Here is a 16388-nt window from a genome sequence, read left to right as displayed (position 1 = left end):
ATGACCAATACTGAAGAACAACAATTTCTAACCGATCTTGAAAAAAAGCTCTGGAATGCTGCCGACAAACTACGTTCAACCCTTGATGCTGCGCAGTATAAACACGCCGTACTGGGTTTAGTGTTTATTAAATACGTGTCTGATGCTTTTAAAATTCGCCAAGACGAATTAATCGCTGCGTTTAATAATCCTGATAGCGACTATTTTTTAGACCCCGAAGACTTTGGCGGGGCAGAGTCCGCCGAGTACCAAGAAGAACTTGCAGTTGAGTTAGAGCAACGCGATTATTACCTTGAAACCAATACATTTTGGGTGCCAACTCAAGCCCGCTGGTCGTTTTTACAAGATAACAATAAAACGGTGATCGGTGGCGCTGAGCTGCCAATTGGTAACGATAAAACTATTAAAATCACTTCGGTCGGTCATTTTATTGATAACGCGCTTGATGCCATTGAAGTTGCCAACCCAAAACTTAAGGGCGTACTTAATAAGCAATACACCCGTTTGCAAATAGACCAAGTTAAACTGGCCGAACTTATCGACTTAATCGCGACTATTCCTTTTGTGCATGCGTCATTAAATTCAAAAGATATTCTTGGTCATGTTTATGAATATATGCTTGGTCAGTTTGCATTAGCAGAGGGTAAAAAAGGCGGTCAGTTCTACACGCCTAAATCAATTGTAAGCCTCATGGTACAAATGATGGAACCCTTTAAAGGCCGTGTTTACGACCCTGCTATGGGCTCGGGTGGTTTCTTTGTACAAAGTGAGCACTTTATAAATGCGCACAAAGGTAAAATTGGCGATGTGTCTATTTACGGCCAAGAATACAACCATACGACATGGCAGTTAGCCTCGATGAATATGGCTATTCGCGGTATCGATTTTAACTTTGGTAAAGAGCCTGCCAATACCTATACCAACGATCAACACCCCGATTTACGTGCCGACTTCGTAATGGCTAACCCGCCATTTAACATGAAAGAGTGGGATGTTGGCGTAAGTGACGACGACCCGCGCTGGGCTTATGGCACGCCGCCATCGGGCAATGCCAATTTTGCTTGGTTACAGCACATGTTATATCACACTGCGCCCAATGGTAGTGTTGGCTTGTTACTGGCTAATGGCTCAATGTCATCAAACACCAATAACGAAGGTGCAATCCGCAAAGCCCTTATTGAGCAAGACTTGGTAGAATGTATGGTAGCCTTGCCCGGCCAGCTATTTACTAATACTCAAATTCCGGCCTGTATTTGGTTTTTAACTAAAAACAAAAATGCGCGAGTGAGTGCCTCAGGACGTCAATTAACCGACCGCCGTGGAAAAATACTATTTATTGATGCACGTAACTTAGGCTACATGAAAGACCGCGTATTGCGCGACTTTACTCAAATCGATTTAGACCAAGTAGCCACTACCTTTCACAATTGGCAGCAAGCAAGCGACTATCAAGACACCGCAGGCTTTTGTGCCAGTGTTGATGTAGCAGGCATTACCAAACACGACTTTGTCTTAACCCCAGGGCGTTATGTGGGCGCAGAAGCCGCCGAAGACGATGGTGAACTCTTTGCTGATAAAATGGCGCGCCTAACAGCCCAGCTAAAAAACCAATTTGCAGAGTCAGAACATTTAGAGGCGCAAATAAAACAAAACCTCAAAGGCTTAGGGTATGAAATCTAAACAACCTAGTATAGCAACTGAGGCTACGCCCGTGCTATTAGCCAATATTCGCCAAGTAATTAACCAAGCGCAAAGCCAAGTTAAACATGCGGTTAATAGTGCCATGGTGCAAGCTTACTGGCATATTGGTCAGTTAATTGTTGAGCAAGAACAACAAGGGCAAAATCGTGCTGAGTACGGAAAAGCTCAGCTTAAACAGCTCTCAATGCAGTTAACCAAAGAATACGGCAAAGGTTTTTCTAGCCGTAACCTTGCTAATATGCGCAGTTTTTATGTAGCGTTTCCAATTTTGCAGACACTGTCTGCAAAATTGAGCTGGTCACATTACTGTCAATTAATTCGTATTGAAAACCAAGCAGCGCGACTTTGGTATATGCAAGAATCTGCCGAGCAAAACTGGAGCGTACGCGCGCTTGAACGCCAAGTGGGCACGTTGTATTACGAGCGCTTATTAGCCAGTAAAAATAAACAACCGGTAGAGCAAGAAGCCCAGCAAAATACTTTGCCGCTGGCAGAACATGCACAAGATTATTTACGCGACCCCTACATTCTCGACTTTTTAAATTTAGAGAGCGGCCAGTATCAAGAGGTCGATCTCGAGCAAGGCATTATTAATAACCTGCAAAAATTTTTGCTAGAGCTGGGTAAAGGCTTTGCCTTTGTTGCGCGCCAACAACGTATTTGTACGGATGATGGCGACTACTTTATAGATTTGGTGTTTTACAACTTTCACCTCAAGTGCTTTATGCTCATTGACTTAAAGCTCAACAAACTTACTCATCAAGATGTCGGGCAAATGGATATGTATGTGCGCATGTACGAAGAGCAACAACGCCGCCCTGACGACAACCCCACTATTGGTTTAATTCTTTGTAGCGAACATAACCACACCGTGGCTAAATATTCAGTACTTAACGAAAGCAAACAGTTATTTGCGTCAAAATACCTGACTCAATTACCGAGCGAAGAAGAGTTACAGCGTGAGCTTGAAAAAGAGCGTGCCCGCGTGCAACAGCAGTTGAGTAGTCAGCAAAAGGAGCTTGGTGATGAAGAGTAAGTATTTGATGAAAAGGTTAATTGGTATAGCAGTTAAGCAGGTTCAAAAAAGTGGAGTTGGTTTATGAATTGGATAGAAACAACTGTTGGAGAATATTGCCCATTCGTTTATGGAAAAAGTTTACCTAAAACCCAGCGTACCGAAGGTGATATTCCTGTTTTTGGCTCAAATGGCTGCGTGGACTATCACAACAAAAGTCATGTGAATGGCCCTGGTATTATTATTGGTAGAAAAGGCAGTGTTGGTGCAGTTCATTTATCTGTAGAGCCTTTTTGGCCAATAGATACTTCTTTTTATGTAGAAAAGGAAAGTATTGATGAGCTTAAGTTTACTTATTACCTATTAAAGTCATTAGGTTTAAAGGGGATGAATTCTGATAGTGCAGTCCCTGGATTAAACCGCGAAAATGCACATGCATTACCAATCAGAATACCTGAAAAAATACAGGATAGAGAAAAGCTTGGTCAATGGATTTCTGTATATGACTCTAAAATCGAACTCAACCGGCAAACCAACCAAACCTTAGAGCAAATTGCACAGGCGATGTTTAAAAGCTGGTTTGTCGATTTTGACCCTGTACGTGCAAAAATAGTGGCCAATGCCGCTGGTGAAAATGCGCAGCGTGCTGCTATAGCTGTTATTAGCGGTAAGAACCAAGCAGAGCTTGACCAATTAGAACAACAACACCCAGCGCAATACCAGAAACTACAAGCTACCGCCGACTTATTCCCCGATAACCTTATCGACTCAGAACTAGGCGAAATACCAGATGGGTGGGAGGTTGTTGGTTTCAAGGATATAATTAGAAAATATATCGATAATCGGGGAAAGACGCCGCCAACGGCAGAAAGTGGCATCCCTTTACTTGAGGTCAAACATTTACCTGATGGGTCAATTAAGCCAAGTTTAAATACTTCAAAATACGTTGATATTGAAACATTTAATTCTTGGTTTAGAGCGCACCTTGAAGCTGAAGATATTTTGATCTCTACAGTAGGTACAATTGGTCGTATTTGTATGGTACCTAAAGGTGTCAAAGTTGCAATCGCGCAAAACTTACTTGGAATGCGGTTCCAACGCGAAAAAGTTTCTCCTTATTTTATGTATTACCAAATGGATAGTCTTAGGTTTAGACATGATATTGATGCACGATTAGTTGTAACTGTCCAAGCCAGCATAAAAAGAAAAGATTTAGAGACAATTGATTTACTAGCACCACCAGTCGCTTTACAAAATGAGTTTGAAAAACTAATTCTTCCCTTCATTGAAATACTGCAAAGTAATCAGTCAATAGAGTTAGCTAGCACAAGAGATGCTCTTCTCCCGAAGCTGCTTTCAGGCGAACTTAGTATAGACACCAGCGAAACGGAATTTTAAATGGCGATTGAAAAAATAAAGCAAAGTGCTGACTTAATTGAAAAAGTCGAGCAGTATTTACAAAATGGTTTGAACTCAAATTCCTTGTTTAATGACGCATTAGATGAAGGGGATTTACTAAGCATTCGTAGCATAAAAGATACTGAACATACCCACCAATACAAAGCCAGTGAGGTGTTGTATTGGGTTGATCGCAACGCCTATTTAGATGAGTTTGATAATTGGAATGGCGAGCAATTGCGAGATAAACACCGAGAGGCGATTGAGTATGTTGATGCGACTCAACAAGACTCAGTTGTGTCAGACTTGATTGCCCTAATTAAAAAAAAGAAAGTGGCGCCTTTTGTTGGTGCTGGGGTTTCAGCTGCTGCAGGCTACCCAAGTTGGGATACGGTACTTAAAGAGCTGGGTAAAAAGCTGACTAATGTTGATAATTTACAAGTTGAAGAACTCTTAGCTAACGAGCGCTATTTAGAGTTAGCACAGCTATTAGCAGATGCATCATCTTCGCAACTCAATAATCATATTCGTACCACATTTAGAATTAAATCGACGATTGAACAAGATAAAACTCTTGTGCCGGACGTGATTAAATTACTGCCGCGCTTGTGTGCAGGCGCTATGGTTACCACTAATTTTGATACTTTAATTGAGAGTTGGTTTAAAGCGCATAAAACGGCCTCTGAATTTGATGGAATTTTATGTGGTTTACAAGAGAATCATAATTTTGTTACTAAACTACTCAAGGGTGAGCGTTGTTTATTAAAGTTGCATGGTGACGCTTCACAGCCGGAATCTTATATTTTCACTCAAACACAATATGAGCAAGGTTATGGAAGTGGTGGTATTGATTATCGTAAGCAACTCCCTAAAGCACTGCGCCAAATATATATCAGTCATTCATTATTGTTTTTAGGTTGTTCATTACAGCAAGATAAAACCATGGAGCTGTTTGAACAGGTGCGCAACGATGGTGAGTTTGTCATTCCTGAGCATTTTGCTCTATTGGCATTACCCGTTAAACCTATTGAGCAGCCACCAACAGTAGCTGAAAATAGTGGACAGGTTGTTCCCGCCTTTGAAGCGGATGATGATAAGCGCCAAGAAATGGAAGATAGATTGTTTGAATTAGGTATTCGGCCTATTTGGTATCCAGCAACAGATAACCATAAAATGTTAATTCAACTGATTGAGCTGATGGTCGATGTGGCCGATGGTCGCTTAATGCTAAGGGGATAAAATGATCACGGAAGACCAACTAGAACAACTTTGTCTTAACTGGTTTCAAGGCATCGGCTATCAATATATTTGTGGTTATGATATTGCCCCTAATGAACCTGCTGCTGAGCGCAGTGATTATCGTCAAGTGATATTGCATGAGCGTTTATTAGCACAGCTTAAAGTAATTAATCCGCATATTCCATTGGCGACCCTTGAAGAAGTAGCGTTGAGCTTAGGTAAAGCCGAAACCACGATACTGATTCAAAATAATAAAGGCTTTCATCAAGCGTTGTTGCAAGGCGTAAAAGTAGAATACAAAGTTAATGACGATAGTAAAACTGACAATACCAGAACAGACTATGTCCAGCTGGTGGATTTTAACGATGTAAATAAAAACCAGTTTTTGGTGGTGAATCAGTTCACTATTACTGGTACTAAAGGCAATCGCCGTCCAGATGTGATGGTGTTTATTAATGGCTTACCGTTAGCGTTACTAGAGCTGAAAAACCCGATTGATAATAACGCCGATATTTGGCAGGCGTTTCAACAAATCCAAACCTATAAAGATGAGCTACCCGATTTATTTATTTTTAACGAAGCGCTTGTTGTTAGTGATGGTTTAACTGCCAGAGTGGGCTCGCTGACGGCCAATAAAGAGCGCTTTGTACCGTGGCGCACCTTAAATAGTGAAGATGACAAGCCGCTATTTGAGTATCAGTTAGAAACCTTAGTAAAAGGCTTTTTTCAGCCTGCGCTGTTTTTAGATTACTTGCGCCACTTTATTCTGTTTGAAGAAGATGATGGTAAAACTATTAAAAAAATCGCGGGCTATCATCAATTTCACGCAGTGCGCGCCGCAGTAAAGGCAACATTAATTGCCGCAGCGAAGGCGCAGCTTGCAGAGCCTCGCGCTAATTATGTTGATAAGGTTGAGGCAGGCTCCGGCAAAGCGGGGGTTGTGTGGCACACTCAAGGTTCGGGTAAATCGATTTCGATGTTGTGCTATGCGGGTAAGCTGATGGCGCAACAGCAAATGAATAACCCAACCATAGTGGTGGTAACGGATCGCAATGACTTAGATGGCCAGCTTTATAATACCTTTTGTATGGCAGCGGATACGTTAAAACAAACGCCAATGCAAGCAGGGGATCGTGACGAGCTGCGTGATATTTTAACTGCTCGTCAAGCGGGTGGCATTATATTTACTACCATTCAAAAGTTTGCCCTGTTAGCTGATGAGAAAAGCCATCCTAAGTTGAGCGAACGCCACAATATTGTGGTGATTTCAGATGAGGCTCATCGCAGCCAATATGGCGATAAAGCCAAGTTAAACAGCAAAACAGGCGAATATACCTTTGGCTATTCTAAACACTTACGCGATGCGTTGCCACAAGCGACGTTTATTGGCTTTACTGGCACACCTATTGACGCTGCCGATAAAGATACGCGCGCCGTATTTGGTGATTATGTGTCGGTTTATGATATTCAAGATGCGGTAGACGATGGTGCCACTGTGCCTATTTATTATGAGTCACGCCTTGCCAAGCTGGATATTAACCAAGCAGATATAGAAAGCTTAAATGATGACGTAGATGAAGTGATTGAGGACGAAGAGGATATTTCGAGCCGAGAAAACACTAAGTCAAAATGGGCAGCGCTTGAAAAACTAGTAGGCAGTGAACCTAGAGTCAATTTAGTTGCGCAAGATTTAGTGACTCACTTTAGTGAGCGCACCAATACTATGCAGGGCAAAGGCATGATAGTGGCAATGAGCCGCGAAATTTGTGCTGATTTATACAATGCCATAATCGCCATTAAACCCGACTGGCATGATGATGACCCAGCCAAAGGCGCAATTAAAATTGTTATGACGGGCTCAGCGTCAGATAAAGCGAAGCTACAACCACACATTTACAATAAAGAAACTAAAAAGCTGTTTGAAAAACGCTTTAAAGATGTAAACGACCCGCTGCAATTGGTAATAGTGCGCGATATGTGGCTAACGGGCTTTGATGCGCCAAATTGCCACACTATGTACATCGACAAACCCATGAAAGGTCATAATTTAATGCAGGCCATTGCCCGCGTTAATCGGGTATTTAAAGACAAGCCCGGTGGTTTAGTGGTTGATTACATTGGTATTGCCAATGAGTTAAAAGCCGCGCTGCACACTTACACGAATTCAAACGGTCGTGGCCAGCCCACTCATGATGCTCACGAAGCGTTTGCGGTATTACTTGAAAAAATGGATATTGTGCGTGGCATGCTACATAGCTGTGATTACAGTGACTATGAAACCCACGCACTGCAATTATTGCCTAAAGTGATGAATCATATTTTAAGCTTACCTAACTCGGGCGATGGTAAGCTTGACGGTAAAAAACGCTTTTTAGATGTGATGGCAGCGCTTAGTAAAGCGTACACTCTATGCGGTACGCTAGATGAAGTGGCTCCCCTTAAAACTGAAATTGCCTTTTTTGCCGCAGTAAAAAGCGCACTGGGTAAATTTACTACCGTAGATAAACGTCGCACCGATGAGGATAAAAACACCGCCCTTAAACATATCATCGACAATGCGATTATTGCTGAAGGTGTTGACGATATTTTTAAGCTGGTGGGCTTAGATAAACCTAATATTGGTTTGTTATCGCCTGAGTTTATGGAAGACGTGGCGAACATGAAAGAAAAAAACCTCGCCGTTGATTTACTCGAGCGACTATTACGTGATGAGATAAAAGCGCGAATGAAAACCGATGTAGTATCAGAGAAAAAATACTCAGAGCGCATTCTCGAAACGCTGCGTAAATACCATAACCGCGCTATTGAAACAGCTCAAGTGATTGAAGAGCTGATTAAAATGGCTAAAGACATGGCCGCCGATGCTGAAATGGCTGAAAATTCAGGGTTAAATACCGACGAAATTGCATTTTACCGTGCGCTTATTCAAAACGAATCCGCAGTACGCGAACTTGGTGATGACTCGCTGCGCAGTTTAGCGAAAGAAGTGACAGAAAAGCTGCGTAAGTCGACCACGGTTGATTGGCAGGTGCGCGATAGCGTGCGAGCCAAGCTGCGTAACTTAGTACGCAGAGCATTACGTAAGTTTAAGTACCCGCCAGATAAGGCAGATGAGGCAATTGAGCTGTGTTTAAAGCAAGCCGAAGCACTGAGTAATAGCTGGACACAAGACTAATGCATTTTAATTATGTGGATCAGCATATTTTTGCAAATAAGCGCTCTGAGCTAAATGAATTGAGTAAAAGCGATATAACCTCGCTTTTGCTCAAAGGCGGCTATTACGCAATTAATGAAGGCGTATTTAAAAACGTGCGCAGTATGTTATTTACGTTTAGCAACGGCAAAGTGCTTGAGGTTCAATTTAACGAGCACTCGTTTGATATTACAGCTGAAGAGCAACTAATCGATGGCAATGGTTTTTACATTGAATTACTAGTCGAACACAAAACGCTAAGTGAAAGTGAGCACTTCACAGTGTTACGACTTGATAAACCACTACAATTACACGAAGTGTATTTGTATAGTGAGGATATTTTTAGTGGCGATGATTCATATTTAGCAATTTGCCCAAAGGCTTTGTGTTTGTTAAGTGATGATTTTGAATGTGTATTGCTAAGGGAGAGTCATAATACATTGTTTACCTTGGCATTTAATAATGGTGATGCACAACGGTTTGCACAGTATTTACCAAGTTGTGATGCCATGACTTTGTTTGAAAGCCCAGCGGTTATATAGAAATAGTATTTAGGTCCGGACCTAAACCTTAAAGGTCCGGAGTTAAGTTAAAAGGTCCGGACCTTTGAGTAAGTATTCTGACTTAGGCTTTTTTGATGTACTCGAAACCAAACCCAACTTATTACAGCGTAAAAAAGTACTGCCCATTATTACCGATAAATTTAAACGCTTTGTAGATACGTTTATGACAGGGTTTTAAATTTTGCAGACGGTGTCTGCACAATTTAAAATTCTTTACTAGGGCATGATAATTCGTGTTTATTTTGGCGTTGTACTCAGGAAATGGGGTAGAGTTTGTTTATCTACAAGATGGTGATTCAGTGGCATTATATAAACGCAGCGTATCAGAATAAAAGCACCATTACTTAATTGGACGTAAGGTAAAAGGATTTAAGCGTGGAAGAATATTTAAAACCAATCAGTTTAGTGTGTGCAATTATTGTTGCAGGTTTAACTATTTATAAATTTTTTAAAAAATCCCCTTCAGAAAAAGAATCACCAGCGGCTTTAACAGCAACAACCCCTGATTCAGTAGTGAGTCGTTTTATCGCTTTGTTTGAATCCCACGGTGTTAAAAGAACACAAATCCCCCCGTTTTTTGGTCACGGTTTAACTTTATTTCAATGCTCTGATGATGAAGAGCTTTTAAAAATATTAACCCCCGAAATACTGAAAGCAGCTGCAGATCTCTTTGCTGTTAATTTAGATTGGCTACAAGGTGCGACTAAAGCCATTTATGAAGTACCTAATTTTTATAAGTCTCCCTCAGAGTGTATTGAATATTTAGAGTCGTTAAAACAGTTAAGTCTTGAGAATGAATTATTTACCTATGTAATTACACCAAAAACCAACAAAAATTTTGGTATGGATACATATGATGCATTAGTAATCATTACTGAAGTAATAGGGCGGTTAAATGACAGACCTGTGTACCGTTATCACTTATCTGGCACTCGTTCTGTAGACTATTGGAAATCAAAAGCTTATTTCACTGCGCAATGTGCTTTATTATTTAAATATGAATGTAGCCCAATAGGTAAATCAGCAGAGACTAAGTGGATAAATTCAATGATTGAGGGCAGTACGCTTCTCAAGTATGACTTTGATGATTTTGCAGGTGATGTTGATTTACCAATAGGAGGCACTTGGTATGTTGATGAGATGATTGAAAAACCTGATAGTTATTTAGAAAATGTAGCTCCAGAGCATAATCAATTTGGGTTGAGGTCAGCTTTGCAGCAATGGTTGGAGCTTGAGCACTACATGAATTGTTTTACTACTAGTTCGAGCCACCAGCAAACGGTGCAGCGTTTTGAAAAAAAACTAACTGAGCTTGGTAGCTAAACTAAGTATAACTGCGGTTTTATCAAATACTTTAAATCCCAGAAATAAACTATGTAGTATTTGTGTGTTTGTTTGGGCTGTTGTTCATAATCAATACGCTGACCCGTTTATTGGGTTAATGTGCTGGATTTAATGGAAATAAAGCACCCTATCGCGCATTGTTCTTTGATGAAAATTTAACACCATTAAGCTTATCGAAATCAAACAATTGCTCTGTCAATTGTTTTTGCCCATTAGACAATGGCGGCTTATTATTTGTCTCTATAATTGAGCAATCATATGATGAAATATTTGGTTCAAACCATCGCCTTTCTAGTTATGAAGACAAAGCGGTTAATTTTTAAATAAAAGCGTTTGATTTGGCAAGATTATCCTTTTTTTATGGCGACCGCTCGGCCAAGTTTTATTATATTTAATTCACCATAATTTTTTTCAGCGTCATCTAATAATTGATTCGTGAATTCACAATAAGTGTTCCATTTATCTATACTCACCCAGCTTGCATCAAGCAAATTACTTACTTTGTCATAGCATTTCAATAACCTTACAAATGAATGTTTTTGAAATATGCTCTCTCTTTCTTCGACGAAGGATGGAAATGTCATATGCTCTACTAGCTCAATAATATCGTTGTGGATGTTGCTGGGTAGAGGTAACTTAGTATCTTCTAATATGTCATGAAATATTAGTGTGATGTAACCTTTAATGCGAAGTTCTTCTATTAAAAGTGTTTCAGTCAATATTGTTGAAGCGGCCCAAATAGGGTGGTTTATATAAGGTGTTTTTTGGTCAAAAAATCTAACTGAGTCTGACTGGGTTTTAGGGTGGTCAATATGCGCCATTTTGCAATATGTTATTGCATCGACCATTTTGCTTGCGAATTCTTCAGTGTTCATTTTGATATAAACTCCTCAATTATTTTCACCAGTTTAAAGGTGCTAGTTTTTTTGTTAGGGTATTAGGCACAATAATATCAATATATATAAGTGTAAAGAATTGTATGGGGATTAAATACTCAGCATTAATGTTAACAGAAGAAAGCAGGGTAAAAATTTTACAGACATTTCGTTCTGCTTTTAGCTTGGTAAAATGTGATCATGTTACGGTAAATTACCCGGCAAAGAACGATGATGAAAAACACCAAAATCATTTTTTCACGGTGTTCGTGGTCGGGTATAAAATTGATACTGAACTTGGTGTTGAATGCTTAGTCGTCGAAGTGAATGGGAGATTAACAAGGCCTGATGGTTGTTTGTACCATTTAACATTATCTTTAGATCCAACTAAAAACGCCAAAGCGGTACTTAGCAACGAGATATTATCTGATCATCAATACCAAAAACTTAACGAGTCATTTGAAATAACAACTGAGTTCAAGCTGATAAAGCGCATAAATGTTTAAAGGCTTTAATCGTTATTTATCCAGTCTTTGATAGTTTACCTTTATAAGTGTTTAACTTATTCATCTAGTTAATTGAGTGATATTTTTTTTGTTCTTAAATATACAGATTAAACCAATACAAATCAGTGGTCTTCTAAAAGTCATTCATATAAAGTTACACTTTGGTTAAGGTTATTAATGTGTTGGTGCAAAGGGACGTGAAATGAGTGAAGTGTTTACCGTAGATGACTACGCGGTTGGTGACGAGATACGGGCTGATAATGTAAATTATATTTTGCTTGAGTCGCGTCCATCAGGCAGTAAAACCGAAGTGTGGTTAGTGGCCGATAAACTTGAAATTATGCGCACCTCGCCTAACATCCATGACCTTGGGACTTTACAGCACGAGCCAGCCTTTCATTACATGCTTAAAAACTACAACATTAACAGCGTGCATTACTACGAGAATGATAAAGCGGCTCTTAGTCGGTTTACCCGTAACCCCGCTAGGCATGTTGCAAAAATGGTCGCCCGGGTAGACCTAGGCCGCGCCATTGGTGCACGGCCAGACCCAGACACCGATGAAATTGTTGATGTGTACCTTGAAGGCTCGCGTCCGTTTATTGTGACTCAATACATACAGGGCGAGGCGCTAGCCAATTATAAAGAGATGGGTATTGAAGGAGTGCTCACCTTATTACCCCAAATGGGCGCCATGCTTAACGAGCTTTTGCAGGCGGGCATTGTTCATCGTGATATTTCTATAAATAACCTGTTACTAGACACCCATAACCACTTGTGGCTAATAGACTTTGCCACCAGTAAACACAGCGACACCCAGCATATACTCGGTGAAGGCACGCCTGGTTTTAGAGCGCCCGAGGTCAGCGGCAAACACCAAACTGTTGACGACAAAGCAGACCAATTTAGTATGGCCGCAGTCATTTATTATTTATTGGTTGGGCGTAGTGTTGAGCCAGAGGTTATTGACGCAGATGAAGTGACCACTATTAACAAAGCGGCAGAGGCGATTAGTCAGTCACTTGAAATAGAGGGGGCCACCAGCGCCACAACAGAGGTATTTTTAACGGCATTAAGCCCCAAAGCAGCACAGCGCTACAGCACTGTTGACGCCTTTATCGACGCAATGACTCAAGGGCTCAAGGCCATGGCTGCGAATAAAAGCGAGCAAGGCCCATTAGAAGAGGCGCGTAAACAGCTATTTAGACAGCAAACCACGCTGAAAGAAAAGCAACAGGCATTAAGTACGTTACATGACAATATTGTTGAAAAGAGCGCTGTACTGCACATATTTCAACAACATGGCTTATTAAATAGTGAACATGTGAGCGACCTGGGTGATGCACACGCATTTACCCCGCGTTACACGCGTTGTCATGCTGACTTAGCAAAGCAAAACAACGACATTGCCGATAGGCTCACTCAGTACGACCAAGCAATCACCGCCCTAAAACACGGTCAGCCCTATCAGCAGCCAGAGTCGTACACCAGCCAGTTAACAGCACTTACCGGCCTCATCGATGAAGGGCAAATACTGCACGTTAATTTACAAAAGGCACAAAAAAGCGCTCAGCAGGGCGTCAATAAACACATAGAAACACTGGGTAACAGCACGCATGCCGCCCTAAATAGTGCAATAGAAAAAGCGCAAACACAACTGAGCGAGTTAAGCGCGTTTATTGAGACGCAAAGCAAACAAAAACACAGCCATCCAGGCCGCGCTATTTTAGCGCAAGCCACACAATACCAATATACCCTCAGCAATGCTTTGGCGGAGAGTAAAGCCAAACAAAACGCGCCAGCGCAACTTATTAGTGACTTACAACTGCTCGCCTCATCCACCAGCAATTTAACGGATGATGTGGACCAACTAAACACGGTAATCGAGCAACTCAATACCCAGCAGCAGGCCAGTGAAGCCCACACCAAGACACAGCAACAAGCGGCGGCGGCACTGTTGAACACACTGGGCGAGCAACAAAGTCACGCAAGTTACTGGCAAGCAGCGCTAAACAACACCAAAAGCTATAAAAAAACTAAGGTTACTCTGGGGTTATTAATTGTCGCAGGGGGGCTATTGTGGGTCAGCACCTTGCTTCCTAAAGGTCCATCGCTATCAGTCAGTCATAGCGGGTTAATTCAAGGTGAAATAGGCACGGTTGAAATTAACCATGATACAGAATATCAAAATATCGCATTTACACTCACAGACGCGGATTGTAATAAAAACACTGACAGCTCAACTTCTAAGCGCAGCGTATTTAACTGTGAGTTAAACAGGGCGGGCATACAAACTTACACCATCACAGCGCAAGGCAACGTAATTAAAACCAGCACCGTTAAAGTCACTAACCCATTTTATGCATTTAACTACAGCGTAGAGCCGAGTGATGCCAAGGTGTATATCAATGGTAGACCTTATCAAAAACGTCGAGCGCTAAGAGAAGGTCGCTATGAATTTAAAGTTATGCGTGAGGGTTATCATCCGGTCATCATTACGGAAGATTATACGCCAAGCAAAGGAGTGCAGTTTAGTTTAAAGCCAATAGATAATGAGCCTCCAACCATTGAGCTTACAAACTTCAGCTTAGCAGGTGATACTCTATCATTAACTATTAATGCAGGAGACAATATTGGGCTCAGCCAGCTAAGTGTTGAAGTTAAGAAAGGCGGTGAAAATATTGAGGGCCTCGCGCAAGTTTGGGAGCTAGATAATAAAGCTGCAATCAATATTGATTGGCAATATACATTAACCAATAAACCTGATAGCAAATATATAGCTACTTTTTCGTTAAAGGATGGTAACGGTAATACTATAAATCATACACAAAGTTTAGATAGTTATGATGTCGCGGGGCGTTATATTGTTCATGCGCAATACAATAAGGCTTTGCCGTGGATACAAAAGGCGGCTAACAATAACAACGTATCGGCTCAAGTAACGCTAGGCTTAATGTATCAAGATGATGAATACGGTGTTCAGCAGGATAATGAAAAAGCATTAAGTTGGTATCGTCTTGCAAAAGCTAATGGTTCCCAAAAAGTGGAATCTCGTATAGAAAAGTTAGAGTCTGTAATGAAAAAGCATAGTAGCCACTCTGAACAGCTTTTCCAAGACGAGAGCATCACTCCAGATAAAGTTGAAAAAGAATCGTATAAAAATATTTTTGAATACGTAATAGCGAATTTACACACTGCAAAACAGAAAAAAAGGACGAATAAAAGTAGAGAATGGAGCCTGAGTATCGGAGGGTTTACAATAATCTATCAGTATATCAGTAGTATGAAAGATTACGAATATTTTCAAAGTATTACGCCGATGAAAATATATGTTCAAGGTCCACATAATGACTCTAAACTAAGTCTCTCTAATATTTCTAGTTTTGGATATTACAACAAAGAATTTGTAGATTTTTTAGAGTTAGAAATATCGAAGTTGCTAAAATCAGCATCGTTTATAAAGCTAACAACGGCAAACGTTGAAAAATATATTCTACCTACACTTCTAAATTACGCCTTTGCATATGAACATATACAAAAAAACAGTGATGAATTTGAGTACATAAAGTATAGATATAAAAAAGCGATTGCAGATGAGATTAATCCACTTTCAGTATTAGGTGAAGTGAAAAACCATGATAGTTTTGGGTATCACGAATTTTCTATACCGTATAGTTATTGGGTTAGAAGATCAATTGATGGTACTGGTGATGTATGGTTTAAAATTATTTCTGACGTAATTAAAGCTTACTCTGATAAGAATTTGAAACCTCAAGATAGATCTTATCAAGTAAATAATAAAAGTTTCACACTAAAAGCCGTTCCTGCAGGTAGTTTTATGATGGGCTGCTCGCCCAAAGATACAGAATGCTATGGTGGTGAATGGCTCGATAAAAACAAAAAAACGCGCTTAAAGGTTGCTCTACCTGCGTTTTACCTGATGGAGCACGAAGTTACTTGGGCGATGTACCAGCCCTGTATAGAGGCAGGTGAATGTCCCAATAATGATGCTAACGGTGGCGATAAGGGCTGGGGTAAGGGTAATCGCCCGGTTATTAATGTCAGTTATAACGACATTGTCAACCACTATATTCCTTGGTTAAACCAGCAAACGGGGCAAACCTTTAGATTGCCTAGTGAAAGTGAATGGGAATACGCTGCCCGCGCAGGCAGCGATACCGCATACAGCTGGGGTAACAGTATCGGTAAAAATAACGCTAATTGTAACGGCTGCGGTTCACAATGGGATTACAAAAAAACGGCACCGGTAATGCAGTTTAACCCCAATGCTTATGGGCTTTTCGACATGCATGGTAATGTGTGGGAGTGGACGCAAGATTGTTGGAACAACTCGCTCGCGAATGCGCCAAGTAATGGTGATGCGGCGACGAAGGGTGATGCGGCGACGAAGGGTGATTGCAGTCGTCGTGTGCTGCGCGGCGGCTCTTGGAACTTCTTTCCGAGGAACCTGCGTGCGTCGTTCCGCCTCAGGTTCTACCGCTCTTATCGCTGGAACGACGGCGGCTTTCGGTTGGCCCAGGACAGCCGCTAGGC

At 41.0% G+C, this 16388-nt stretch carries 11 protein-coding genes; 10 read left to right on the top strand and 1 reads right to left on the bottom strand.

Going from position 1 to position 16388, the window contains the following annotated elements; translation table 11 throughout:
* The 8 genes from AAEU30_RS01990 to AAEU30_RS01955 all read left to right on the top strand — a co-directional run bounded on the left by AAEU30_RS01990 (position 1) and on the right by AAEU30_RS01955 (position 10432).
* Positions 1-1680 carry a class I SAM-dependent DNA methyltransferase gene (locus AAEU30_RS01990; protein WP_421959077.1) on the top strand — a complete coding sequence of 560 codons (1680 nt, stop codon included), beginning with the start codon at positions 1-3 and terminating at the stop codon, positions 1678-1680.
* A complete protein-coding gene (locus AAEU30_RS01985; protein WP_421959076.1) occupies positions 1670-2737 on the top strand; it encodes a PDDEXK nuclease domain-containing protein in 1068 nt (355 codons plus the stop codon). The genes AAEU30_RS01990 and AAEU30_RS01985 overlap by 11 nt, the downstream gene beginning before the upstream one ends.
* A gap of 63 nt (positions 2738-2800) precedes the next feature.
* Positions 2801-4114: a restriction endonuclease subunit S gene (locus AAEU30_RS01980; protein WP_421959075.1), complete on the top strand. Its 1314-nt coding sequence runs from the start codon at positions 2801-2803 to the stop codon at positions 4112-4114.
* Entirely contained in the window at positions 4115-5353 is a 1239-nt protein-coding gene (locus tag AAEU30_RS01975) for an SIR2 family protein (protein WP_421959074.1), read from the top strand.
* Between the two features lies 1 nt (position 5354).
* Positions 5355-8528 carry a type I restriction endonuclease subunit R gene (locus tag AAEU30_RS01970; RefSeq protein ID WP_421959073.1) on the top strand — a complete coding sequence of 1058 codons (3174 nt, stop codon included), beginning with the start codon at positions 5355-5357 and terminating at the stop codon, positions 8526-8528.
* Positions 8528-9088: a hypothetical protein gene (locus AAEU30_RS01965; protein WP_421959072.1), complete on the top strand. Its 561-nt coding sequence runs from the start codon at positions 8528-8530 to the stop codon at positions 9086-9088. Before AAEU30_RS01970 ends, AAEU30_RS01965 begins: the two co-directional genes overlap by 1 nt.
* 64 nt (positions 9089-9152) lie before the next feature.
* Positions 9153-9287 (top strand): hypothetical protein, encoded by a 135-nt coding sequence (locus tag AAEU30_RS01960; protein WP_421959071.1) that lies wholly within the window; start codon positions 9153-9155, stop codon positions 9285-9287.
* A gap of 197 nt (positions 9288-9484) precedes the next feature.
* Entirely contained in the window at positions 9485-10432 is a 948-nt protein-coding gene (locus AAEU30_RS01955) for a hypothetical protein (protein WP_421959070.1), read from the top strand.
* Positions 10433-10800: 368 nt separating this feature from the next.
* On the opposite strand, the gene AAEU30_RS01950 is transcribed toward AAEU30_RS01955, so the two are convergent.
* Positions 10801-11328 carry a hypothetical protein gene (locus AAEU30_RS01950; protein WP_421959069.1) on the bottom strand — a complete coding sequence of 176 codons (528 nt, stop codon included), beginning with the start codon at positions 11326-11328 and terminating at the stop codon, positions 10801-10803.
* Between the two features lie 104 nt (positions 11329-11432).
* Between AAEU30_RS01950 and AAEU30_RS01945 the strand changes: the two genes are divergently transcribed.
* Positions 11433-11834, top strand: a complete 402-nt coding sequence (locus tag AAEU30_RS01945) for a hypothetical protein (protein ID WP_421959068.1) — start codon at positions 11433-11435, stop codon at positions 11832-11834.
* A 202-nt stretch (positions 11835-12036) separates the two neighbouring features.
* Complete coding sequence (locus AAEU30_RS01940) at positions 12037-16386, top strand: SUMF1/EgtB/PvdO family nonheme iron enzyme (RefSeq protein WP_421959067.1); 4350 nt, start codon at positions 12037-12039, stop codon at positions 16384-16386.
* Positions 16387-16388: the final 2 nt, after the last annotated feature.

Origin of the sequence: Pseudoalteromonas mucoides (genome assembly GCF_049257175.1) — a bacterium.
Lineage (GTDB): Bacteria > Pseudomonadota > Gammaproteobacteria > Enterobacterales > Alteromonadaceae > Pseudoalteromonas.
The sequence above is the reverse complement of the archived record's forward strand: the minus strand, read 5'-3'. Positions and strand labels throughout refer to the sequence as shown.

Bases quoted from the DNA above. Each gene is read 5' to 3' on its own strand.
- AAEU30_RS01990 (WP_421959077.1), top strand. From the start codon at position 1: ATGACCAATACTGAAGAACAACAATTTCTAACCGATCTTGAAAAAAAG.
- AAEU30_RS01985 (WP_421959076.1), top strand. From the start codon at position 1,670: ATGAAATCTAAACAACCTAGTATAGCAACTGAGGCTACGCCCGTGCTA.
- AAEU30_RS01980 (WP_421959075.1), top strand. From the start codon at position 2,801: ATGAATTGGATAGAAACAACTGTTGGAGAATATTGCCCATTCGTTTAT.
- AAEU30_RS01975 (WP_421959074.1), top strand. From the start codon at position 4,115: ATGGCGATTGAAAAAATAAAGCAAAGTGCTGACTTAATTGAAAAAGTC.
- AAEU30_RS01970 (WP_421959073.1), top strand. From the start codon at position 5,355: ATGATCACGGAAGACCAACTAGAACAACTTTGTCTTAACTGGTTTCAA.
- AAEU30_RS01965 (WP_421959072.1), top strand. From the start codon at position 8,528: ATGCATTTTAATTATGTGGATCAGCATATTTTTGCAAATAAGCGCTCT.
- AAEU30_RS01950 (WP_421959069.1), bottom strand. From the start codon at position 11,328: ATGAACACTGAAGAATTCGCAAGCAAAATGGTCGATGCAATAACATAT.
- AAEU30_RS01945 (WP_421959068.1), top strand. From the start codon at position 11,433: ATGGGGATTAAATACTCAGCATTAATGTTAACAGAAGAAAGCAGGGTA.
- AAEU30_RS01940 (WP_421959067.1), top strand. From the start codon at position 12,037: ATGAGTGAAGTGTTTACCGTAGATGACTACGCGGTTGGTGACGAGATA.